The sequence below is a fragment of the Methylobacterium sp. WL64 genome (assembly GCF_008039945.1).
Taxonomy (GTDB): domain Bacteria; phylum Pseudomonadota; class Alphaproteobacteria; order Rhizobiales; family Beijerinckiaceae; genus Methylobacterium.
Genome location: NZ_VRVA01000002.1, coordinates 97,335 through 119,130, shown reverse-complemented (window position 1 = coordinate 119,130; position 21,796 = coordinate 97,335). Strand labels below are relative to the sequence as shown.

The window sequence follows — 21,796 nt, the reverse complement described above, 5'->3', positions numbered from 1 at the left end:
GCACATCGTCCCGAGCAGGACGATGTGCGGTTGGGATTGTCGGTCTCCCTTCTGATCAGAAGCCCCGGAACGCCATCACCAGCGCCCCTACCGCGATGCCCCACAGGGCGAGCGTCGACCAGATCGCACGTCGGCGCTCGTTGCGGGCGAAGCGCTCCAGGCGCTGGGCGTCGCCCGTCCCGCTCTCGTCGAGGCGGATCAGCACGCGCTTGAGCCGCGTCGCGAGGTCAGGGATGTCGCCGACCACGTCGGAGAGCACACGCAGGGCTTCGAAGCCGCTCTGAGCACGCCCGAGCGGGCCTGCATTCTTGGCGATCCAGCTGCGCACCACCGGCTCGGCCGTGGTCCACATGTCGAGGCGCGGATCCAGGGAGCGGGCCACGCCCTCGACAACCACCATGGTCTTCTGGAGCATCACCAGTTCGGTGCGGGTGCTCATGTCGAACAGGGCGGTGATGTCGAACAGCAGGGTCAGCACCTTGGCCATCGAGATCTCGTCGGCCCGGCGCTGGTGGATCGGCTCGCCGATCGCCCGGATCGCCTGCGCGAAATCCTCGACGGAATGATGCGCCGGCACGTAGCCGGCCTCGAAATGTACCTTCGCCACCCGGCGGTAATCACGCAGGATGAATCCCAGCAGGATCTCGGCCAGGAACCGCCGCTCGTTCAGGCCGAGCCGGCCCATGATGCCGAAATCCACCGCCACCAGCCGGCCCTCGGCGTCGACCAGCAAATTTCCCTGGTGCATGTCGGCGTGGAAGAAGCCGTCGCGAATCGCCTGGCGCAGAAAACTCTGGATCACCGTGCGCCCGATCGCCTGCGGATCGTGGCCGGCCGCGACGAGATCGGCCGCGCTGTGCAGGCGCACGCCCTCGATCCACTCGGCCGACAGCACCTCCCGGGCGGTCAGCTCCCATTCGGGCTTGGGCACCCGAAAATCGAGGTCGTCCCGGGTATTCTCCGCGATCTCCGAGGCGGCGGCCGCCTCCAGGCGGAAATCCATCTCCATCAGCACCGAGCGGGCGAGGATCTCGACCACCTCGCGCGGGCGCAGCCGCTCGGCCTGCGGGGAGAGGGCGTGCACCACCCGGGCCATGAACCGCATGACTTCGAGGTCGCGCATGAAGCGCTCGCGCACGCCCGGGCGCATCACCTTCACGGCTAGCGCCCGCTGCGTGCCGTCGGCATCCTGCACGACGGCCTTGTGGACCTGCGCGATCGAGGCGGCGGCGATCGGCTCGCTGAACGACACGAACAGCGCGTGAACCGGCTTGCCCAACGCCATCTCGACCACCTTCAGGGCGGTCGCCTGGGGGAACGGCGGTACCCGGTCCTGCAAGCGTTCCAAGTCCGAGGCCGCCCGCATGCCGACGATATCGGGGCGGGTCGCCAGGAACTGGCCGAACTTCACGTAGGACGGACCGAGCCGTGTCAGGGCCGACGACAGGCCGGCGGCGCCGTCGTCCAGACCCCGGCGCTCCAGGGACCGTCCGAGCTTCAGGGCGAAGCGCAGGTGGGCCGGCAGCTCGGACGGGTCGGCGAGGGCGAGCGCCCCCTCCCGGGCCAGGACGAAACCGACCCGGGCACCGCGGAACAGGTTGATCGCGGCGCCGATCATGGACGCACCGAGACCTTCCCGCCGCCTAATGCAGGGGTGGGAATCAGATCGCGCTCGACGGCCAAGATCAGGAGACCTTCCAGCCGGAATGGATCGCCACGATCCCGCCCGAGAGCGGCCGGTCCGTGACGTGGCGGAAGCCGGCGCGCTCGATCATGCCGCTGAACGCACCGCGGCTCGGGAACTTCCGGATCGATTCGACCAGGTACCGGTAGGATTCGGCATCGCCTGCGACCCGGGCACCGATCCGCGGGATCACGTGGAAGGAATAGGCGTCGTAGATCCTGTCGAGCAGCGGGATGTCGACGGCGGAGAATTCGAGGCACAGGAACCGGCCGCCGGGCTTCAACACGCGGCGCGCCTCGGCGAGGGCAGTCTCGATCCGCGGCACGTTCCGGATGCCGAACGCGATCGTGTAAGCGTCGAAGGCGGCGTCCGGCAGCGGCAGCGTCTCGGCGTTGCCGGTGACGAAGGCGATCCGGTCGCCCGCGCCCTCGACCTTCTCCCGGGCCCGCTCGGCGCCGACGCGCAGCATCGATTCGTTGATGTCGAGCACCGTGACCCGCGTCTTCGGCCCGCCCGCGGCCAGGACCCGGAACGCGACGTCACCGGTGCCGCCGGCGACGTCGAGATGCGCGAACGGCCGGCCCTGCGGCGGCCGCAGCATCGACACGAGCTGCGTCTTCCAGGCCCGGTGCAGGCCCGCCGACATCAGGTCGTTCATGACGTCGTAGCGGCGGGCGACCGAGTGAAAGACGCTGTCGACGCGACCCTGCTTCTCGTCGAGCGACACGCGCTCGAAACCGAAATCTGCGCCTTCGCGCTCCGTCGCCCCGTCCCCGGCCTTCATGACGCTCCCGTTCCTCACGTCCGCGCGTCTTAGCGAAGGCCGCGCCCATCCGCCATGCGTCCTATGACGCGGACGGAGCCAGATCCTCAGCCGACGCGGGCACGCAGGGCGTCCGCCACGGCGTTCGCCATGGCGCGTGTGCCTATCGCGTTGGTGGCCTCGCCGGCGATATCGGCGGTACGGGCCCCCCCGGCCAACGCGTCCATGACGGCGCCGTCCAACGCGTCCGCGGCCTCGCCGAGGCCGAACGAGTAGCGCAGGCACATGGTCAGCGAGCCGATCATGGCGATCGGGTTCGCCTTGTCCTGGCCGGCGATGTCCGGGGCCGAACCGTGGCACGGCTCGTAGAGCGCCCGGCGCACGCCGCTTTCATCCACCGCGCCCAGCGACGCCGAGGGCAACATGCCCAGCGAGCCGGTGAGCATCGCGGCGAGGTCGGACAACACGTCGCCGAACAGGTTGTCGGTCACGAGCACGTCGAACTGCTTCGGCCTGCGTACCAGCTGCATGGCGCAGTTGTCGGCCAGGATGTGCTCCAGCTCGATGTCGGCGTAGTGCTCGGCATGAACCTTGGTGACGACCTCCTTCCAGAGGACGCCGGACTTCATGACGTTGTGCTTCTCGGCCGAGGCCACCCGGCCGGAACGCTTGCCCGCCAGATCGAAGGCGACCTTGGCGATCCGCTCGATCTCGCCCGTCGTGTAGACCTGGGTGTCGACCGCCCGCTTCGAGCCGTCCTCCAGGATGGTGATCTCCTTGGGCTCCCCGAAATAGACGCCGCCGGTCAGCTCGCGGACGATCATGATGTCGAGGCCCTCGACCAGCTCGCGCTTGAGCGCGGAGGCATCGGCGAGCGCCGGGTAGCAGATCGCCGGCCGCAGGTTGGCGAACAGCTCCAGATCCTTGCGCAGCCGCAGCAGGCCGGCCTCGGGACGATTCTCGTAGGACACGCCCGCCCATTTCGGACCGCCGACCGCACCGAGCAGGATCGCGTCCGCCGCCCTGGCGCGCGCCAGGGTCTCGTCCGAGAGCGGGCTGCCGTGGGCATCGAGGGCGCAACCGCCGACGAGATCGGTCTCGGTCTCGAACGTGGCGAGGCCGGTCTCCTTCAGGGCGCCGAGCACGACCTGCATGCCGGCCGCGACCTCCGGGCCGATCCCGTCGCCGGGCAGGAGCAGGAGCTTGTAGCTGGCCATGGCGGTCTCGCGGGTTCTCTCTCGACGTGCCGGCGGGCTTTATCCAGGGCGGACCGCGCTTGGCAAGGCGGCGGGCGAGGGCGGCCCTTGTGTTTCCGGCACGCGGGGGCTACCTCTGCGGCCCTTCGCGCGGATGCCGCTTCACGCCGTCCGCGACTCACCCGGGAGAGACGAGCCTTGGCCAGAGCCGGCTCAGCGTCCGAGACCGCCCACGCCGCTTCGTCGGCGTTGCGGTTGCGCGCGCCTCGTGCCCGGCTTCGTCTTCCGCTTCTGCTTACCCGCCCCTGAGGGCCGTCCGGGCGCGCGCGCCTGGGCCTTCAGGGGATTGTCGGAACTCGCGAACCTCAGCCCCTCCCGGGGCACCACGCCGCTCCGCGCAATATGCCGGGCGGCCCGCGACAGGGTAAAGCCATGACCACCACCAGCACCACCGCCGCCCGCGAACGCATCGTCATCTTCGACACCACCTTGCGCGACGGCGAGCAGTGCCCCGGCGCCACCATGACCCATGACGAGAAGCTGGCGGTCGCCGAGCTCCTCGACACGATGGGCGTCGACATCATTGAGGCGGGCTTCCCGATCGCCTCGATCGGCGACTTCGAGGCTGTGTCGGAGATCGCCCGGCGCACCAAGCGCGCGACCATCGCGGGCTTAGCCCGCGCGATTCCCGCCGACATCGCCCGGGCCGGCGAGGCGGTGCGGCACGCCAAGCGCGGACGGATCCACACCTTCGTGTCGACCTCGCCGATCCATCTCGCGCACCAGATGCGCAAGACCCAGGACGAGGTGCTGGAGATCATCCTCAAGACCGTCGCCCAGGCCCGCGACCTCGTCGAGGACGTGGAATGGTCGGCCATGGACGCGACCCGCACGCCGATCGACTACCTGTGCCGGTGCGTCGAGGCCGCGATCAAGGCCGGCGCCACCACGATCAACCTGCCCGACACGGTGGGCTACGCCACGCCGTCCGAGTACCGCGACATGTTCGCGGCGGTGCGCGAGCGGGTGCCGAACGCCGACCAGGCGGTGTTCTCGGTCCATTGCCACAACGACCTCGGCCTCGCGATCGCCAACTCGCTCGCCGGCATCGAGGGCGGCGCCCGGCAAGTGGAGTGCACGATCAATGGGATCGGCGAGCGGGCCGGCAACGCCGCGCTCGAGGAGATCGTCATGGCGCTGCGTACCCGCGCCGACGTGCTGCCCTACGAGACCGGCATCGAATCGACCATGCTGACCCGGGCCTCCAAGCTGGTGAGCCACGCCACCAACTTCCCGGTGCAGTTCAACAAGGCGATCGTCGGCCGCAACGCCTTCGCGCACGAGAGCGGCATCCACCAGGACGGCATGCTCAAGAACGCCGAGACCTACGAGATCATGACGCCGGCCTCGGTCGGCCTGACCAAGACCTCCCTGGTGATGGGAAAGCACTCGGGGCGGGCGGCGTTCCGCTCCAAGCTCGACGACCTCGGCCTGCACCTGTCCGACAACCAGTTCCAGGACGCGTTCGAGCGGTTCAAGGCGTTGGCCGACCGCAAGAAGCACGTCTACGACGAGGATATCGAGGCCCTGGTCGACGAGAACCTCGCCACCGCCCATGACCGGATCCGCCTGGTCTCGCTCTCGGTCATCGCCGGCACGCGGGGCCCCCAGCGCGCCACCCTGCGCATCGCCGACGAGGACGGCACCCGGATCGAGGAAGCCGACGGCAACGGACCGGTGGACGCGGTGTTCAACGCGATCACCGCCCTGGTGCCGCACAAGGCCGAACTGGAGCTGTACCAGGTGCAGGCGGTCTCCGGCGGCACGGACGCCCAGGCCGAGGTCTCGGTACGCCTGCGCGACGGCGACCGCAGCGTCACCGCCCGGGGTGCCGACCCGGACACGCTGGTGGCGTCCGCGAAGGCTTATCTCTCGGCCCTGAACAAGCTCGCGGCCCACGCCGTGCGGGTTCATGCACAGCACGCGGCAGCAGAATAGCAAAAAACCCGCATCCGGGGGTGGACAGCCCCCGGATGCGTTGGTATCAGCCCGCCACCCCGGACGGACTTGGTGGCCACCGGGGCGGGTCGCAGACGCGATCGGGCGCATAGCTCAGTTGGTAGAGCAGCTGACTCTTAATCAGCGGGTCCTAGGTTCGAACCCTAGTGCGCCCACCATTAGTATCATGGACTTAAATGACGGGCGGGGTCCGGGGATCGCAACCTGTCCGCTATGTGTCCGCATCTAGGCGGTCTGTCGGCAGTCGCTTTTTCCATGCCCCGGTGCAAACTCAATAGGGCGTTGAGCTGTTCGGGCAGAACTGGCTGCCGATGTATTTGATCGCAGCAACCCGCCGCTCAAGCTCCTCGACGTACTGGCTTCGAACTATAAAACTGTTATCCTCGCCAAAGCAGTCGCTTGCGATTAGTGGATTTAAGGGCGAAGCAGGGCGGGCGTTTCCCGTGCCACCATAGGTGCAGTAAAAGCCCTTATTCCCCTCCACGTCTAGAACGAGGAGCGAACCGTAACGATAAGAATGGAACGGGCTGTTATTTTTGATCGAGTAGCGTGTGACCCTGCGGAAATCGATCTGCGCGAAATCCCGTGCCTTTGCAGGCTCAGCTAAATCAGTGCTTCCGATCCATGTCTGGAACACGCAATCCTTCGATGTCGCCGCAACGACCCGATCGCCATTTGTGGTCTGACCGTTTTTCGGTTCCGACCACTTGCTGCCCGGCCCCTGGATTACGAATGCGGCGGCCTGTAGCAACTTCGGCTCCACCGAGATGACGTCGACTTCGTTCGAGGCTGGAAGCGGAAGAGTAGGCAGGAGATCAGACAGCGGGCGATTGGACCCCGAGGCGTCGCGCTGCTGGATTGCCAAGGCGACCCGTTGGTATTCAGTCATGTGTTCGGCCGTTGACTGAACCGAAATGGGTTTCTCAGTTTTGCGGTTCAGTGCGGAAACCGTCAGATCCCACAAAACAGGAGGCACGAGGCCACCGACAAGCGCGGCGGCAATGTAGTGCTTGTGGAGGAAGCCAAGAACGGGGTGCAGGTCACTCATAATCCGGCCTGTCGTTCTGGGGGTTACCCAGTGGTATCCCGCGTCGGGTGCAGACTACCGTGGCGGCCGGGGAAGGGCTACCGAGCGGGACGCGGTACTCCGCAGGTAATAGCGGATGACTAGCTGCAAAGCCCTGGCCTTCAAGCCCGTACTCTTCGACGACCAGACCGAGATGGAGACAGAGCCAGCAACTTAAAAAGCTCCGATGGCACCACTGCCCGGCGTTCGGCCGCTCGTAGCAGGTCAGCACGGGGATGCGGCCCTGCGCGAGCTGGTCAATCCGGGCCACGATGTCAACAGGATCGAGGCGACCCAGGATTTGCGCATAACGGGCACGATACTCTTCAGTCCGGGCGGTCTGGAACCATGCTCCAGGGAAGGTCTCGGGCAATCTCGGTGGAACGGCTTTCAGCCATCTCGGAACACCGCGACTTACGCCGATGGCTATGTGGTCGGGACCCAATTTTAGACCCCAGTATCCCGTCTTGATGGTCATCGTGCAGCACTCAGGAGTGAGTACCATTTTATCCTGGAACTCTACTTCCACAAAGGCCACAGGACCTATTATCGAGACCCTGGACCGAAAATTTGCACCGGGGTGCAACGTTAGCCAGTGATCGGTAGATCGAATTTAACACGTTTTTCGTGGTTAGCGAGTGCCTCAGAGACGGGGATTTTGAACCGCGTTGCAACGGAGACAAGCGATGCTCGAAACTATGGTGACCGCTGCGGATCAGATCGCCGCTGGACTTAGATGGCGCTGGAGAGACGCTGTGCAGCTATTGGAGGTAGCTGCGGAATACGACGGCCTACTTGGTGTTTAGAACGTCGCGACCGCCCTGTGCGGGATAGCGCGGGAATGCCGGCTCCATGAGCAGGGAATGAATGACCAGCTTAGCACCTTACGGGCTGCGATCCGCGAGCACCAAAGTGAAGACAAGGCGGTTCGGCACTAGCCCTAGCGTTGGAGCCGGCCTCGGAACGTCCGCCAAGGGTGGCGAACGGAAACTGGGTCGAGACCGGAAAGCAGACCTTCGGCTCGGTGCTCATCATGCCTGCGGCTCGACGCAGCGCCGAGGGTCGCGGTTTGTGGCGAGCGCTATGGCGCTTCCTAATTTGGCCGGGTGACCGCCTGTTGCACTTATGGTCGGCCAAGTGGCAGACGATAGCGAATGTCGCTGCCAGCAATCCGCACCCTGGTTGAAAAAGTCGCCTCTCGGCGTACGAAGCCCGGCCAATTGCACGACGCCTTTAACCCAGCAGCGCTATTGCTGACCGACGAGATGGACCTCTCGCGTGTGATCGGCTGGATGCTGGACCCCGCGGGCACGCATGGCCAAGGTGAGCGCTACCTCCAGCGCTTCCTCGATCTCTGTGGGATCGCCCCACCCGATGATTGCCGATCGGCGAAGGTCCGTCTTGAGGTGCCCCGGTACGCGCTGGGACGGCTGATGGGGCGCATCGATATTGAGGTCTCCCATCCTCGCTTCCTCGTGCTCGTTGAGAACAAGCCGACGGCTCGCTTCGGCGACCAGCAACTGGAGCGCTACGCCCGTACTCTACCGCGTGATCACGGTGAGCGAGCGCGAGTTGTCACCCTACTTGGTGCCGGATGGGACAGGGCGCGCGTCGCAGCTATTGAGGGCAACGGAACGCGAGCGCTGAAGCTCGGCACCGAGGTGCGAGACTGGGTGGCAGCCTGCCAGTCGGCTACAACGGCGGTGAGGGTTGCTGCCTTCCTTGGCGACCTCGAAGTGGATCTGGACAGGCGCTACGCTGGGAAGGACGCGCGCGAAGTGCAGCAGATCATCGACCTCCTTGCTGCCACCCCGGAGACGGTAGCGGCATCAATCGCCGTTATTGACGCACGCGATGCACTGACCGCGACGATCAACGATCGCTTCGTGGATCTTGTGCAGGAGCGCGCACGAGCGGCCGGATTGGGAGAGGTGCGCCCAATCCCGGGCGAGATGCCGCTCTTCTCGCCCAACCGCAATGGCACGCTGCGTGTCGACATCGGTGACCCGCGCTTCGACTTCTCGCTTTCGGCCGAGGCGACTTACTTCAAAAATGTGGCGCTGGGTGTGAACCTCCGCAGGGAGCAGCGCGGGATAGCTAAGGTCTATGCCAAGGAGATCACGCGGCTGCGCAATGCACTCGGACCGGGGGAGAGCGACCTCAACGAGTGGTGGCTCTGGTGGGACAACGTGCAGAAGCTCGACGCCAGCGGAGGGCGCGGCGTCAACCCGCCCGATCTCTGGGCCTGGGCATCTGATGTCAGTGACGACGGATTAGCCGCGGCCTTCGTGAAGCAAGCGGCCGAAGCGCAAAGAGCCCTGTTCGCTGCTGGAGGTGAGCTTGAAAGCTAGGATCAACGTGTGCGGCCGGGTGTGCCACCGAAAAACAGACACTCCGACGGTCCGATAGGGGTCGGAAGCGGGCGCCTAGGTCTCGTCTCGGCCGAACCGCGCTACCTCCTCTCGGCCGGTGGGCGTCAGGAACCAGTAGGAAGCTCGCCCGACCCGGCCCCCGGTCCGTCTCGCGACCAGCCCGGCCGCCTCCAGGACCGGCATGACGCTTCGATACGCGTTGCCCCTTAGGCCTTGCGGGTTCGCAGCACAGGCGCGCAAGGCATCCAGGCGGCGCTTCTCGACAGCGGGGGTTATCGGCTTCGGATGGTCCACTACCGCGTGGTCTCGTTCAAGCGCAGTCGCGGTTCAAGCTAGTGGTCCAAATCTGACGCTTGGTACCCAATCGCGGGGTCCGCAACGGGGGTAGACCTTCCCGGTCAGACCAACCAACCACGCCGCCGATTATGTTGAAGGCGAATGCCAGAAACCGCTCAACATGACATATATTAATTTTCAGGATCAGCGCTGATGTAGCGGCTGTTCCTGAGGATGCCACTATGTTCAGCCCGCTCATCCGCAAGCTCGGGCACGGCGTCGATCTCACGGAGGCGGACCGTGATCGGCTCGCTTGCCTCGGACGCACCCGGCAGATCGGCGCGCGTCAGGAGATCATCGCACAGGGCGACCGACCCGAGGACGTGCACCTCGTGCTCAGTGGCTTCGCCTGCCGCTACAAGGTGCTACGCGACGGCAAGCGCCAGATCATGGCCCTACTGGTGCCCGGCGACTTCTGCGACCTGCACGTCGCGATCCTCGGCGCGATGGACCACGGCATCACCGCGCTGTCGCCCTGCACGGTCGCGGAACTGCCCCGTGCCACCATCCTCAATCTGACCGAGAACCATCTGCGTATCACCCGCGCGCTGTGGTGGGCGACGCTGGTGGACGAGGCAATCCTGCGCGAGTGGCTGGTGAACATGGGCCAGCGTGAGGCGCACCAGCAGTTGGCGCATCTGTTCTGCGAGCTTCTGGTCCGCCTAAAGGCGGCGGGCATCGGCGACGCGGACGGCTATCCGTTCCCGCTCACGCAGGTCGATCTGGCCGAAGTGCTGGGCATCACGTCCGTGCATGTAAACCGGACGTTGCAGTCTCTGCGCGATGAGAACCTCATCGTGCTGCGCGGGCGTCGGCTCAATATCCCCGACGTGGAGCGGCTGAAGGCGTACTGTGACTTCGATCCCGCCTACCTGCACCTCGTGAAGCGGGTTGAGTGAAGCGTCAGCTACGGGTCGGGCGCGGCCCTTGGCGGCGGGTACCAAGTGTCAGATTTGGACCACTAGGTTCGGGCAGTAGTCCAAGGTCGATCCGTCACAGGGCCCTCACCAGACCAGCGGACCACAACGTCAGCCCGTTCTAGCAACCCTTCACGCGCGACGTAAGCAACAAGGCCCTCCATCGCGTCGGCGGCCCTCCGATCCTCGCTCTCGACGTAGATGAGCAAGTCGGGCTTACGACCGAGCTGACTTAGGGCGTCCAGCAGGAACACGCTCTCGACCACGACGGGCCTCCCGTGATCAAGGCGGGCGCTTAGCAGCCGCTCGATCTCGTCCAGACGCCAGGACAGCGGCGGCGTCCGTCGCACGCGGAAGCCGTCTAGGAAAAGGCAAGGCGCGCCGAGCTGCCAAGCGAGCCACGCGGCAAATGACGACTTGCCCGCACCGTCAAAGCCGTCGATCGCGATGAGGCATTGCTTCCGGTAGGGATAGCCGGTCGCGAGCCAGCAACGCTCCAGCGCAACCACATAGTCCGGCGGCGCCACCTTTAGCGGGAAGGTGGGCGGCATCGCAATCTCGTCATCCTCGACGTCCCACCAGTCAGAGGTCACCAGCTTGCTCACCGTTTCATGATCCGGAGCACTCACCCGTTGCACCGGGGTGCAACGTCCATAGGATCACTCCGCGGTCTCGGCGTCGATCGTCTCGCCGGCCAATGCCCTATGGGAGGATGGTACCACCTATGGTTACGCTCGCTTTCGCCGAGCACACGTCTTAGTTCATGAATGCACAGGCGCTGAGCAATCTTAACCGTTTGCAGAGCGCAACCGGGGATTTTCAGGGTTGGCTTGGTACGGCCAAGCTGTGCTGTTATTGGTCGAGCCGGACAGATGGACGATGCGAGAACCATGACCGCGGAGGTGGACAGGCGGACGGCTGAGGGAGCCGACCTATCGCCGCTGATCGACATGGCGATGTCTATCCAGTTCGCGGCGCTTACGTCTCTGCGGACCCCGTACGTCGGACTGCTCTGGGGCAACTTCCGCGATCGCTACCAGCAGGGCACGGAAGCACCCCCGGTACCCCCACAGTTCGAAATGTTCGGTGGCCCGGCTGGGATCGGTGGCCCGCAGTTCACCATCCAGCTCAACGCGCTCGTCCCACGCATCATTTTCGAGGGGGTCGACGGCGACGTCCTGCTGCATGTCCAGCAGGATCGCCTGATAATGGGCTGGCGACGCTACCCGACCGGGCGCCCCTATCCAGGCTACGTGGCCCTGCGAGACAGGTTCATGGAGGAGGTCCGCGTGGTTGAGGGCTTCTTGAAAGCCGAAGGGCTGGGTGAGATCAGGCCGAACCAGTGCGAACTGACCTACGTCAATGCCCTGCTGCTCCCTGGTGAGACAGCCATCCATGAGCACCTAGATAGCGTCACACCGATGTGGCGGCCCATCGATACCGGGCTGCCGTTCGACAGCGCGCTCTTGCAGAACCGCTACGTCATCTCGTCCGGCAGCGAACAGACAGGGCGCCTATATACGACCTTCTCGCCAGCGGTCCTGACCGCGACAGGCGAGCCGAATTATCAGCTTGAGATCGTGGCTCGGTGCAGGCCCAGCGGGGAAACTGTCGATGCTGCGTTCGCTACGCTTGACAGCTCGCATGATCTGATTGGTCGTGCGTACAAAAGTGTGACGTCCTCAGTCGTAAGGACGTCGGGAGGAGTTTGATGACCTCAGGCGCTGCACCGCGTTACCGGCCTACTGAGGCCGACGTGCCGTTAGCTGGGACTTTCGGCGCGCGCGCGGCTGCGGGTGAAACGCTCGCGTTCTCGCGCCTCCGTTCGTACGAAGACGCCCTTGCACCTAAGTGGCCTCAGGAAGCACTCGCAAAGATCACCTCTTACATCGAGCGCCGGGCGAACTGGGACAGCTATGGCTCACAGCCGTTGCGCCACGACACTGGCATGTTCGCCCTTCAGGTCCTGATGGCTGTGATGCAGCCGCGCACTCCCATGCCCTCGATCGTACCTTCTGCAAGTGGTGTGCAGTTCGAGTGGCATGAGAACGGGATCGACCTGGAGCTTCACGTAACAGGCCCCTACCAGTGGGAGATCTGGTTCGAGGACCACACCGGTCAGTACCCCTCGTTGTCGGAGGAGCTTACAAGCAACTTCGCATCTGCACGCGAGGCAGTGTCGATCTTAACGAAGCGTTGAAACAGCCCAGGGGCGCATGTCCGGTAGCATAGCTGTGCGCGTGATTGATGACGAGATGGAGCTTTACCGTCGCGTCCATCCTGAACAGGTAGTTCCAGACAAGAACACCGGGCAGCTGCGGCCGTCCTCGGCAGTTTTCAAAGACCCAAGCATGTCGGTAGATGTTGCCGATTTCATGCGCGAAGATGGTCTTGATTGGCGATGGTCGCTCCGTGACTTCCCTGGGTGGTCGCTTGTCTGCCTGACCGCTGCTCATGCGCGTGCCAAGCAGCAGGACGTACAGCACACACCAATCACGACTGAGCCGAAAAACCCCTATCACGCAGAGGTTATCGGCAAGAAAACCCCCGGCACTGCTAACCATCTGCGGGATGGCTCGGCTTTGTTGCATCTTGAACCAAAATCCTAAGCAAATCCTAGTGGTCCAAATCAGACGCTTGGTACCCATGGTCGAGGGCTGCTTCCGATCCAACTCGGTCGTGCGAACGGCTATCGACCCTTCCCGAAAGCGGCCACTGGTCCGCCAGACAACAACATCGGCTTGGGACAACAAGAAGCCGCGCTACACACAAAAATAAGATAAGAGTGATGCGTTCCCCTCAAGTCTTAAGCTGAGAAGGCATGTGATCGTCTGGCATAACCTTCCGCACATGGTGATGGACAATTTGTGCACTGAACGGCTTGGCGATGAAGCGCGCACCCTCTGGCAGATCGTCGGGACCCGGCGTCACTCGGCCGGACGCAACCACGATCGAGATGTGCGGGTATGCCTGCGCGGTCTCACGCGCGAGTGTGAAGCCGTTGCGTGAGCCGGGCATCTCTACGTCGGTGAACAGGAGGACCACATCCTGATGATGCTGGCGCAATAGCTCAGCCGCATGATCGCCCGTTACGGCTTCAAGTGTCCGGAACCCCGCTTGTTCTAGGATATCGACCGCATCCATACGGATCAGCCCTTCATCCTCGACGACCAGGGCGTAGGGGGCGGACGGCAAATCTTTTTCCATAGGCCCTAATTCCTGACGCGGAGAAAAGGTCCTGCGTGTTTCGGCGTAGCGATCACATTCCCGCGCTGAGGCTCGCCAGCGATGAGGTCAGCGTGCAGACGACGCCTTCGGTTGGGTAGCGGGTATCGACCGTACCGCCCGCCAGACCCCGCTGGATCAGGCGCGAACCGAACCCACTGCGGCTCGGCGGGGTAACCGGCGGCCCGCCGTGCTCTGACCAGACCATCTGGAACATCGCCTCGGCGCCCTGGCCATGAATGGACCATTCCAGTGAGACGTAGCCCGCCGGGCAGGTCAGCGCACCGTACTTGGATGCGTTGGTCGCAAGCTCGTGCAGGATAAGCCCGAGCGCCAGAGCGGCAGAGGGGCCGAGCGGAAGTTCGGGACCACAGGTTCGAAACCGCGTCTCCCCGTCCTGGTGTAGGGATAATGTGCCGTCGATGAGGGCGGTGATCGGCGCACTGTCGCTGCGTCCAGTTAGGAGGATGTCGTGCGACTTGCCCAGGGAGACGAGACGCGCCGCCAACGCGTCACGAGCCTCCCGCAGGTTCTCTGCGTTGCGCAAAGTCTGCGAGGCGATCGATTGCACTAGGGTCAGGGTGTTCTTCAGGCGATGGCTGAGTTCGAGATTGAGGATACGCTGCTGCTCCTCGGCCTCTACCCGCGCGACGGTCGAGCGCGTGCGGTCGGCGACATGACGCACGAAGGCGATGTCTTCCGGTGCCCATACCCCCGGCTCCGCCCTTACGCCGTAGAACAGCGCCACGAACCGACCATGTTCCATCACCGGCAGATTGATCAGCGCGCGGGCGTGGATCGCGGCGAACGCTTCGGCATCGGCTGCCGTCCTGGCGTCGGAGCCAAGGTCTTCGATGACGACGTTGCGACCGGCTTTGAGGTCGTCGATGTACGTGCCGTAGGTCCGGAAACGGTGCAGCCCGGCAATGCTGGTGAGGCCCGCCCCGGTCCACTCGTGCGCCACCAAGATCGTCTCCGCCTCTGGATCAACCTGACCATAGCCCGCGTGGCTCAAGCCCAGCGTCCGCCCCAGGATCTCGGCTGCGATCCGACTAATCTCCTCCTTGTCGCCTACGTCGCGCAGGCAGTCGCCCAGTTCTATCATCGCGGCTCGGCGAGCCTCGGTTCGCTTGCGCTCTGAAATCTCCAGGAACAGTGCCGCGAACTGCTGCTCACCCTGTTTCCGGGCTCGAACCTCGAACGTGCGACGCAATTCGGGGACGTGGATCTCGAAGGTCTCGGGCTGGCCGGTTTCGATCACGCGGGCATAGGTATCGATCAGCGATTGCGCGATGTTTGGGATCAATTCGCGTATCGTCCGTCCAGCGCTATCGACCGGCAGCCCGGTGAGCCGGGCGAAGGCAGGATTGACCTCCAGCAGGCGGAAATCCACTGCGCGGCCAGCCGTACCGCGGATCAACTCCGCGCTTAGGAAGCCTTCCTGCATCCCGGTGAATAGGCCGCGCCAACGCTCTTCACTGATGGTGAGTTGGCTCTCGATGGCCTTCTGGCCGGTAATATCGCGGGAGACGGACAGCAGCTTCTGCGGCTGCCCATTCGGACCGAGGATCGGCGTCACCTGCACGTCCCACCATCGCGGCGTGCCGATGTAAGTGTTTGCCGGGCCTTGGAAATGGCCGACGCCGCCAGCTCTAGCCGCGTCCAGTGCCGCGTGGGCGTCAGTATGGCCCTGGCCTTGCCAGAAATCCGGCCAAGGGCAGCCTTGGACGAGGTTGAAGTCGCTCAACTCCATAACCCGCAAGCCGCCCTCATTCATGAAGGTGAGGCCACCGTCGAGATCGAGCACCTTGATGCAGTCGGCCGAGGAACTCAGCACGCTGCGCATGAACTCGGCGTCGGCCTGCTGCTTGGCGGCAGCGTTGCGCTGCTCAGTGCGGTCACGCAGGATTTTGAGGAAGCCCTCGGGGGTGCCCCGCTCGTCGAGGAGCGGCATCATCTCACCGCTCGCCCAGAACAGGCTGCCGTCCTTTCTGCGGTGCCAACGCTCGTCGGAGCCGCGGCCGTGAAGCAGCGCGGAACCCATCTCCCTCTCTGCGATCTGATCGCGCTCGTCCTTCTGTGTGAAGAACACGTTGGCGTGCTGCCCAAGCATCTCGGCTTCGGTCCATCCGAGGATCTGCTCGGCCCCGGCGTTCCAGGTCGTTACGTGGCCGGTCAGATCCATCGAGATAATGCCGTAATCGATCGCGCTTTCCAGGATCGCCTCATTGCGACGGTCGCTCTCGCGGCGCCCCTTGAGTGCCCGGCGCAACTCCAGCGTGGTTATCGCCTGACGCGCCAGGGTGCGCAGGATCAGCGTCTGTGAGGCATTGAGCGCGTTGGGCTTGGTATCGAGCACGCACAGCGCGCCGAGGGCGACACCATCGGCCGTCTCCAACGGCACGCCCGCGTAAAACCGCACGTGAGGTGCTCCCGTCACCAGCGGGTTGTCGGCCGTGCGGGGGTCCTCGGTCGTGTCCGGGATCACGAACACATCGCGCTGTCCGGCGGTGAGGGCGCAGATCGAGGAGGAAAGAGGGGTTTCGCGCGAGCCGAACCCGGTCTCGGCTTTGAACCATTGCCGATCGACGTCGAGCAGCGAGATCAGCGACACCGGCATGCCGCATGCTGCCGACGCCGCCTCTACGATCTCGTCGAACTCGGCCTCTGCTTCGGTATCCAGGATGGCATAGCTGGCCAGGGCCTCGCGACGCCTTGCCGTCATGTCGGTGTCAGTCAAGGCGCCCCCGCCCATCTGCCGTAATGATGGGGTTATGTCATAGCGCGGTCCGAGGCTAGGGCGCTGACGCTTTGCGCCCCGCCGCTAAAACCGGCTTGTGACTTTTCCGCTCAGGTCTGCGGAAGATCGTGAGTTAGCGCAACAACGACGTCCTTTGTTGCGCATGGTCTCCCGAAAGCAGACAGGCGGCAATCCACCCTTAGCGGACGGTACCCAGCGTCAGATTGAGACCACTAGGTTGATCCGATCAGTCACAACGGGGGGTACGATGGCCGCAAGATCAATCGATAAGTTTGAGGTTGGCGATCCTCCGCTCACCAATTCCGCTGAGATATTTGAGCTGGAAGATGGAAGGTATCAGGTCGTATTGAGGCTCTATCCGTCAGCCGATGATTGGGAGACGGGATCTTACCCTCCCCAGGAGCTTAACTTCCGAGAGTATACGAACGCGGTGGAGGCTCGCGGCTGGTTTAAGACGCTAAAGCGCCTGCTTGAGAAGGCAGGAGCACCTTAGCGGCGCCTAAGGTGTTAGGCGCCGCTAAGGTGCTCCGATTTTGAACCGGGGTGCAGCACGGCCTTATGATCGGACTGTCACTCCTCGTCGTGGTCGATCGTCTCGCCGACTGCCGCGCGGCGCTCGGCCAGGAGTTCGGTCAACCGGATCGCCATCTGTGCCAGCCCACGCTGAGCGGTGAGCCGCGCCAGCACTTCCGCCGGTTGATCCGGGGTGAGCCCGAGGCGTTCCACGACCTTGGGCGACAAGCCCAACAGCGCGTTGCGCTGCCCGGAGATGTCGAGCAGCAGCTTCAGCATCCGGGCTTCGTCCTTGGGGCTTGGCTCCTTGCGGTTCGACAAGGCGGCGTACTTCGCCCAGGTCTCCTGTTCGAGCAGATCGAGCCGCGCCATGGCCTCGCCGCGGAAGCGCGTGATCGTCCGACCACCGCCTGTGATCTCCCATCGGGCGTGAACCCTCTCGATCAGCCGGATGACCGTGCGCGTGTTCAGCTCCAGAAGCTGGCCGATAAGCTCCGGTCTCGTGACGCCCTTAAGCATCAGCATTTCCACGCGGGACGTCTGCTGGTCCTCGTGGGCAGCCTTGTCCTCGGTGGCCGATACGGTGGGCAGCGGAGGCTGGTGGATGCGCTGAGCAGCGGCCGACGCCGACTTGGCCTTCGCCAGGACACGCGAACTGGGTCTCGGTGCGGGGGCGGCTGCTGGTTTCGGTTGAACGGCCATGATCGTCCTCGACGTAGGCAAGGGACTGAAGGGGTTACGGGATCGAGACGGAGGGATTAGCGTCTCGGCTCTCTGCCCTGTGCTGTCGGGTCAGGGCTCACGGTTTAGCCTCTCGATCCGGGTCTCGAAGTCGAAGGCCGGGCGAAAGTCAGCCCACTCGCCGCTGGTCAGCTCACGCCGATTGACGGTCTGTCGCCACGCGGTGCCGAGCTGGCCGCTGTAGACGAAGCCCCCGACAAGGTTCTGTTGGACACGATCCACCACCGGAACCTGGGACCTGAATTCGGTGCTGATGGTGCCGGCGACCGGGATGACCTTGCGGATGATCTGCGGCGCGCAGAGCACTACGAGCCCAACGAGGCCCGTCTTTGACATGGCGCTCAACGCTTCCTCGGCCGCGCCCTCGTTCACGATAGCGAACTCGGCATATTGGAGCGCCGCGGGCCGACTGCCTTGGTTTTTGATGTTGAGCGTGACCCGCACATACGTCTTGCCGTCTCGGTGGACCTCGGCGCCCTTCTGGATGCCCAGCTCTAGGAACGGATGATCGCTCTCGATTAGCGCGGTCTGGGCAATGTCGGCCTGCCGCTTCGCCTGGAGGTAGGCGCCCCCGGCGAACCCGGCCGCGCAGAGCGTGGCGATCAGCGTGACGCTGCCGACAATGCGCTCGTACCGGCGGTGCTTGGCCTCTTCGTCAGCATGCGGGTTCTCGGACACCGTTAAGTCCTCTATGGTTCGGCACTGGGGGCGACGCGTTTCCTGTAGCGTTCGAGGCGTCTTGGGGACTTGGCGGTGATGATGCGACCCGTCTGAAGATCGCCACCATGCTGGGGACGGCAAATGGCCAGCCACAGGTTCTCGTTCTCGTTCAGCCAATACCGCATGATGTGGAAGTACCGCCTGATTGCAGGACGCTTCGTTCCTGGAGGCGGCAGGACGGTGTTGTACTGGAGCCTCCAGCGAGCCAGCACCGCAGCAAAGAAGTCCGGGATGCGGATGAGGTCATCGACCAAGTCTGACAGGCCACGATCCATACCAGTCAGATCCGTTTGGCTGATCTGCGGCATTGGCTTCCGGCCGAATGTTTTTGTCCAAAGGGCGTGATAGTTGAGGTACGTCATTGTGCCGAATACCTCGTTGCAGTAGCGCGTCTCCCCTTCATCGTCGGTGACCCACCAAACCCTATCGACCGGAATGTTGGCCGTTAGTTTCGCTGTCACGAAGGCATTGAAGAGCCCGAGCAGCAGCATCCGCTCCATAAACGCCAGACTGAAATCCCGCCTACCAGCTTGGTTGTGAAGCATGCGCAGCTTGCGGAGATGGTCTTCGCCAGTCCCATTCTTCGTGAGGATAGCGATCGTCTGAGCCAGTTCGTTGCGGAATGCGATCAAATCCTTCGTTCGATCCCCGGAGCGCAGAAATCTATCGGACTTGGAGACGAGGAAGACAAAGACGAAGCACGTGTTTGTGGCTGGAAAATGCTTCTGCTCCCACGTGATGTGTGACGTGTGTTTGAAGTCGCGCGGGAAGCATTTGCGGAGGGCATCGCGCACCCCCTCGATGCCGATCAAAGAGATGGGGTAGACGGCGAAGGCGTAGACGTCGTGATCGGTGCCTTGGGTACCGGTGTTGTAGTCGCTCGCCACCACCCACCGCTTGACCGTGAGGTGATGGCTCAGGAACCGGCGCAGCGCCTGCGCGCCGCCTGCGTCGAACGAGCTGTTCAGATTGAAGACGTAGCGGGCGAAGTCGAAGGGCATCAGGCCGGCTCACTCAGAGCCACGACGTTCACCAAGCGGGCACGCGTGTGGCGCACCGGATTGCGAAGATCCTGGGCAGGAGGCGTCGTCCGTGCCAGCAGGTTCTTCACGGTAGAGACGTGCCATTCCCCTCCCCGCACCGTAGCGACCCGCCGTTCATTCAGGGCGTCCGCGATGGCTTGCAGGGTTGTCCGACCGCTGGCCTGGATCTCCCGAACGATCGGCATGACGTTGGCCGCGAAGGTGTCGGCGGACCGGGCATTGGTGGCAGCCCCGCGCTTATGACCGCCAGCGAGGTTCACGAGGTTGCCCAGGACCGCGCCGGCCGCCTTCTTCCGCTGAAGCGCATCCCGAGTGCGCGAGGCGATCAGGGCGCGTTCTTTCTGCGCCAGGGCGGCATAGATGTGCAGCAAAAACGGGTCGCAGTCGGCGCCAAGCTCGGTGACGATGAACGGCACGCGCTGGGTCATCAGTGTCGCGATGAACGCCACGTCCCTTGAGATCCTATCGAGTTTGCTCACCAGCACCGCGCACCGGAGCTTCTTGGCCTTCGCCAGGGCTGCCGCGAGCTGCGGGCGCCGGTCGAGGGCATCGAACCCTTTCCCGGTCTCCTGTTCACTGAACCATTCCACGACCTCGTAGCCCTGGACGGCAGCGAACTGCTCGATCACGACGCGCTGCGCGTCCAGTCCGAGATTTTGTTTCTTCGTGGAGGTCCGGAGGTATCCGACTGCTGCCGTCATGGCTGCTGCCCATCCCTTACAAAGAGTGGAGGGTGGTGTGGGGTTTGTAAGAACTGACCCTGGGTCGCAATCGCGGAGCTGTGAAGCCCAGAAGCGCGCCGATCGACCGCAATTGCACCTCGGTGCAAGCCCTCCCCAGACTGTGCATCGCCAGCGTATTGGGCATCACGCGTGAGAGCGCGCGGCAGCTCGTCATCAGGAAGCGATGGGGCGGACCAAGGGCAACGACAACCGTGCGCGGATCGAAGTGCCGGAGGATGCCGTTAGGGGTGTTAGGCCGTCGGAGGACACATCCGCTGCCTCGTCCGATTACATGGGTCATGAAGCTCGCCAGGAGGTGGACCGGTCCCGTGCTGATGCAGAACGATGGCGCGGGGCTGCTACCGCCGGGTCCGCGCCACCCGGCGTGTAGGCGGCGATCCTGAAGCGGTTCGACTGAGACGGGCAGGGCGGCGCGCATCACCAGCGGCCTCGAAAGACGCATGCCCAGTCCTGCGGTAGGTTTATGACACCTGCGAACCGCTGCGATCGACTGAGCGTGCATTTCCAGAGATCGCGTTCGAGCTGCTGTAGCCTCCGCACTGCGAAGATCCACGGCAGCTCAAGCACCTCGATCCTGCGGTAGACCGGATCAGCCAGGACCCTCGGATCTACGTTTTCCGGGTCGCCGTCAGGATCGTCGTATCCAGGGTAGCTCCTGCGTAGGCACTCCTTAGCATCGCGGAGGATGTTGCCTGCGACCCAAACGAGGAAGACGTCTCGGGTGAACGCGGACAGCGGGTGCCGGCCGGCGAGGCAGGGGTGCTGCTTCGCTACGGCCACGAACCCACGATAGCCCTGCTCCCACTTATCCGGCTGGCTGCCCGGCCAGATGTAGCCCTCAGTGTCCGCGGGCGGCTCGGGGGGCAGTTCGGGAGCCTGCTTGTTCCGGCCGTAGACCACCTCCTCATCGGAGTAGCCGTTCGCGCGACGCTTCCGAAACGTCTTCGGGTCCTCCTTGCGGAGCCGAGCCCAATCGGCGAGAGGCCGGGTCTCGCCGCCGACCGTCAGTATGATCGTGTTGCGGCGGTTGTTCGCCTGCGCGCGCTTGTCCCGCCACTCCACCTTCTTCGGCGCATACTCCGGATCGTGCGGGTTCTTGCGGTCGAGGGTCCAGGTAGGCAGCGGCCTCCGCCCGACGTGGAGCAGGAAGGATCGGAACTCGTGAAAGGCGGGATGGACCACAGCACCATGCGTGCGCCGCCGGTTCATCATGTCGAGGTGAGAGATGGCCTCCAGGCGGAAGTGCCTGCGCAACTCCATCTTCCCGAGGCTCTGGACGAGCTTTCGGAAGGCCGCATCGAGCCGCTGCGGATTTAAATTCGATGACGCCTCAGCCTCGGAAAGGCTTATCTCCGTTGACGCCGGCGTCATTGTTATCAACTTGCCAGCGTTGAGCTTTTTGCCCTTCTTCACTGGCGTCTTTGAATTTAAACCCGGCGCGTTTGGCGTCACCGATTTTAAATGCGTCTGCGTCCCAGGCTTAACCCTCTTCGGGCGCTTCGGACGCCTTCTAGATCGCTTCACCACGACGTCGGGCCGGAGCAGCACAACATTCTCGGGCAGCTCAGGAACCTTACTCGGGCTCACAACCCATCCTCCCCTTTTGCACCCGGGTGCAAAAATTCAGCGCTGAAGACACGCGCAAGCTATGTTCGGCAGAGACTAGCCCGCGGTGTTCATCACCTCTCGAAGCGTCC

At 64.1% G+C, this 21,796-nt stretch carries 19 protein-coding genes and 1 tRNA gene; 7 read left to right on the top strand and 13 right to left on the bottom strand.

Annotated elements, in window-relative coordinates; genetic code table 11:
• Positions 1-55: 55 nt before the first annotated feature.
• From ubiB to leuB, 3 genes are all read right to left on the bottom strand, one after another.
• Complete coding sequence (ubiB, locus tag FV242_RS01835; RefSeq protein WP_147937722.1) at positions 56-1,618, bottom strand: 2-polyprenylphenol 6-hydroxylase; 1,563 nt, start codon at positions 1,616-1,618, stop codon at positions 56-58.
• A 67-nt stretch (positions 1,619-1,685) separates the two neighbouring features.
• On the bottom strand, positions 1,686-2,468 hold the full coding sequence (ubiE, locus tag FV242_RS01830; protein WP_147937721.1) for a bifunctional demethylmenaquinone methyltransferase/2-methoxy-6-polyprenyl-1,4-benzoquinol methylase UbiE: 783 nt from the start codon (positions 2,466-2,468) through the stop codon (positions 1,686-1,688).
• 86 nt (positions 2,469-2,554) lie between these two features.
• On the bottom strand, positions 2,555-3,664 hold the full coding sequence (gene leuB / locus FV242_RS01825) for a 3-isopropylmalate dehydrogenase (protein ID WP_147937720.1): 1,110 nt from the start codon (positions 3,662-3,664) through the stop codon (positions 2,555-2,557).
• A 411-nt stretch (positions 3,665-4,075) separates the two neighbouring features.
• Between leuB and FV242_RS01820 the strand changes: the two genes are divergently transcribed.
• Positions 4,076-5,641, top strand: coding sequence for a 2-isopropylmalate synthase (locus FV242_RS01820; protein WP_147906112.1), 1,566 nt, complete (start codon positions 4,076-4,078; stop codon positions 5,639-5,641).
• A gap of 103 nt (positions 5,642-5,744) precedes the next feature.
• Positions 5,745-5,820 (top strand) — tRNA-Lys (locus FV242_RS01815).
• A gap of 113 nt (positions 5,821-5,933) precedes the next feature.
• On the opposite strand, the gene FV242_RS01810 is transcribed toward FV242_RS01815, so the two are convergent.
• Positions 5,934-6,710, bottom strand: coding sequence for a hypothetical protein (locus FV242_RS01810; RefSeq protein WP_147937719.1), 777 nt, complete (start codon positions 6,708-6,710; stop codon positions 5,934-5,936).
• Positions 6,703-7,206 (bottom strand): DUF488 domain-containing protein, encoded by a 504-nt coding sequence (locus tag FV242_RS01805; RefSeq protein ID WP_147937718.1) that lies wholly within the window; start codon positions 7,204-7,206, stop codon positions 6,703-6,705. The genes FV242_RS01810 and FV242_RS01805 overlap by 8 nt, the downstream gene beginning before the upstream one ends.
• Before the next feature lie 676 nt (positions 7,207-7,882).
• Here FV242_RS01805 and FV242_RS01800 point away from each other — a divergent pair.
• Both FV242_RS01800 and FV242_RS01790 read left to right on the top strand, forming a co-directional pair.
• Positions 7,883-9,079: a PD-(D/E)XK nuclease family protein gene (locus FV242_RS01800; RefSeq protein WP_147937717.1), complete on the top strand. Its 1,197-nt coding sequence runs from the start codon at positions 7,883-7,885 to the stop codon at positions 9,077-9,079.
• Positions 9,080-9,618: 539 nt separating this feature from the next.
• A complete protein-coding gene (locus FV242_RS01790; protein ID WP_147937716.1) occupies positions 9,619-10,335 on the top strand; it encodes a Crp/Fnr family transcriptional regulator in 717 nt (238 codons plus the stop codon).
• Positions 10,336-10,397: 62 nt separating this feature from the next.
• Here the strand turns inward: FV242_RS01790 and FV242_RS01785 are convergent, their stop codons facing one another.
• Entirely contained in the window at positions 10,398-10,958 is a 561-nt protein-coding gene (locus FV242_RS01785) for a hypothetical protein (protein WP_147937715.1), read from the bottom strand.
• 267 nt (positions 10,959-11,225) lie between these two features.
• Between FV242_RS01785 and FV242_RS01780 the strand changes: the two genes are divergently transcribed.
• From FV242_RS01780 to FV242_RS01770, 3 genes are read left to right on the top strand one after another with little or no spacing between them, the layout of a single operon-like run.
• Positions 11,226-12,065: a TIGR04255 family protein gene (locus FV242_RS01780; RefSeq protein WP_147937714.1), complete on the top strand. Its 840-nt coding sequence runs from the start codon at positions 11,226-11,228 to the stop codon at positions 12,063-12,065.
• Positions 12,065-12,553: a hypothetical protein gene (locus FV242_RS01775; protein WP_147937713.1), complete on the top strand. Its 489-nt coding sequence runs from the start codon at positions 12,065-12,067 to the stop codon at positions 12,551-12,553. The genes FV242_RS01780 and FV242_RS01775 overlap by 1 nt, the downstream gene beginning before the upstream one ends.
• A gap of 40 nt (positions 12,554-12,593) precedes the next feature.
• Positions 12,594-12,962, top strand: coding sequence for a hypothetical protein (locus FV242_RS01770; RefSeq protein WP_147937712.1), 369 nt, complete (start codon positions 12,594-12,596; stop codon positions 12,960-12,962).
• A gap of 190 nt (positions 12,963-13,152) precedes the next feature.
• On the opposite strand, the gene FV242_RS01765 is transcribed toward FV242_RS01770, so the two are convergent.
• From FV242_RS01765 to FV242_RS01735, 7 genes are all read right to left on the bottom strand, one after another.
• On the bottom strand, positions 13,153-13,560 hold the full coding sequence (locus FV242_RS01765; RefSeq protein ID WP_147937711.1) for a response regulator: 408 nt from the start codon (positions 13,558-13,560) through the stop codon (positions 13,153-13,155).
• A 52-nt stretch (positions 13,561-13,612) separates the two neighbouring features.
• A complete protein-coding gene (locus FV242_RS01760) occupies positions 13,613-16,318 on the bottom strand; it encodes a PAS domain-containing protein (protein ID WP_246692566.1) in 2,706 nt (901 codons plus the stop codon).
• Positions 16,319-16,909: 591 nt separating this feature from the next.
• Entirely contained in the window at positions 16,910-17,554 is a 645-nt protein-coding gene (locus FV242_RS01755) for a hypothetical protein (protein WP_147937710.1), read from the bottom strand.
• Positions 17,555-17,644: 90 nt separating this feature from the next.
• Positions 17,645-18,271, bottom strand: a complete 627-nt coding sequence (locus FV242_RS01750) for a hypothetical protein (protein WP_147937709.1) — start codon at positions 18,269-18,271, stop codon at positions 17,645-17,647.
• An 11-nt stretch (positions 18,272-18,282) separates the two neighbouring features.
• The gene (locus tag FV242_RS01745) at positions 18,283-19,314 is read right to left on the bottom strand and encodes a hypothetical protein (protein WP_147937708.1); all 1,032 of its coding nucleotides are present in this window, start codon (positions 19,312-19,314) and stop codon (positions 18,283-18,285) included.
• The gene (locus FV242_RS01740) at positions 19,314-20,057 is read right to left on the bottom strand and encodes a recombinase family protein (protein ID WP_147937707.1); all 744 of its coding nucleotides are present in this window, start codon (positions 20,055-20,057) and stop codon (positions 19,314-19,316) included. The genes FV242_RS01745 and FV242_RS01740 overlap by 1 nt, the downstream gene beginning before the upstream one ends.
• 459 nt (positions 20,058-20,516) lie before the next feature.
• The gene (locus tag FV242_RS01735) at positions 20,517-21,686 is read right to left on the bottom strand and encodes a hypothetical protein (RefSeq protein ID WP_147937706.1); all 1,170 of its coding nucleotides are present in this window, start codon (positions 21,684-21,686) and stop codon (positions 20,517-20,519) included.
• Between the last annotated feature and the right edge of the window lie 110 nt (positions 21,687-21,796).

What these genes read in the sequence shown, in the direction of transcription:
- ubiB (WP_147937722.1), bottom strand. Translation starts at nt 1,618, where the DNA reads ATGATCGGCGCCGCGATCAACCTGTTCCGCGGTGCCCGGGTCGGTTTC.
- ubiE (WP_147937721.1), bottom strand. Translation starts at nt 2,468, where the DNA reads ATGAAGGCCGGGGACGGGGCGACGGAGCGCGAAGGCGCAGATTTCGGT.
- leuB (WP_147937720.1), bottom strand. Translation starts at nt 3,664, where the DNA reads ATGGCCAGCTACAAGCTCCTGCTCCTGCCCGGCGACGGGATCGGCCCG.
- FV242_RS01820 (WP_147906112.1), top strand. Translation starts at nt 4,076, where the DNA reads ATGACCACCACCAGCACCACCGCCGCCCGCGAACGCATCGTCATCTTC.
- FV242_RS01810 (WP_147937719.1), bottom strand. Translation starts at nt 6,710, where the DNA reads ATGAGTGACCTGCACCCCGTTCTTGGCTTCCTCCACAAGCACTACATT.
- FV242_RS01805 (WP_147937718.1), bottom strand. Translation starts at nt 7,206, where the DNA reads ATGACCATCAAGACGGGATACTGGGGTCTAAAATTGGGTCCCGACCAC.
- FV242_RS01800 (WP_147937717.1), top strand. Translation starts at nt 7,883, where the DNA reads ATGTCGCTGCCAGCAATCCGCACCCTGGTTGAAAAAGTCGCCTCTCGG.
- FV242_RS01790 (WP_147937716.1), top strand. Translation starts at nt 9,619, where the DNA reads ATGTTCAGCCCGCTCATCCGCAAGCTCGGGCACGGCGTCGATCTCACG.
- FV242_RS01780 (WP_147937714.1), top strand. Translation starts at nt 11,226, where the DNA reads ATGGACGATGCGAGAACCATGACCGCGGAGGTGGACAGGCGGACGGCT.
- FV242_RS01775 (WP_147937713.1), top strand. Translation starts at nt 12,065, where the DNA reads ATGACCTCAGGCGCTGCACCGCGTTACCGGCCTACTGAGGCCGACGTG.
- FV242_RS01765 (WP_147937711.1), bottom strand. Translation starts at nt 13,560, where the DNA reads ATGGAAAAAGATTTGCCGTCCGCCCCCTACGCCCTGGTCGTCGAGGAT.
- FV242_RS01755 (WP_147937710.1), bottom strand. Translation starts at nt 17,554, where the DNA reads ATGGCCGTTCAACCGAAACCAGCAGCCGCCCCCGCACCGAGACCCAGT.
- FV242_RS01745 (WP_147937708.1), bottom strand. Translation starts at nt 19,314, where the DNA reads ATGCCCTTCGACTTCGCCCGCTACGTCTTCAATCTGAACAGCTCGTTC.
- FV242_RS01740 (WP_147937707.1), bottom strand. Translation starts at nt 20,057, where the DNA reads ATGACGGCAGCAGTCGGATACCTCCGGACCTCCACGAAGAAACAAAAT.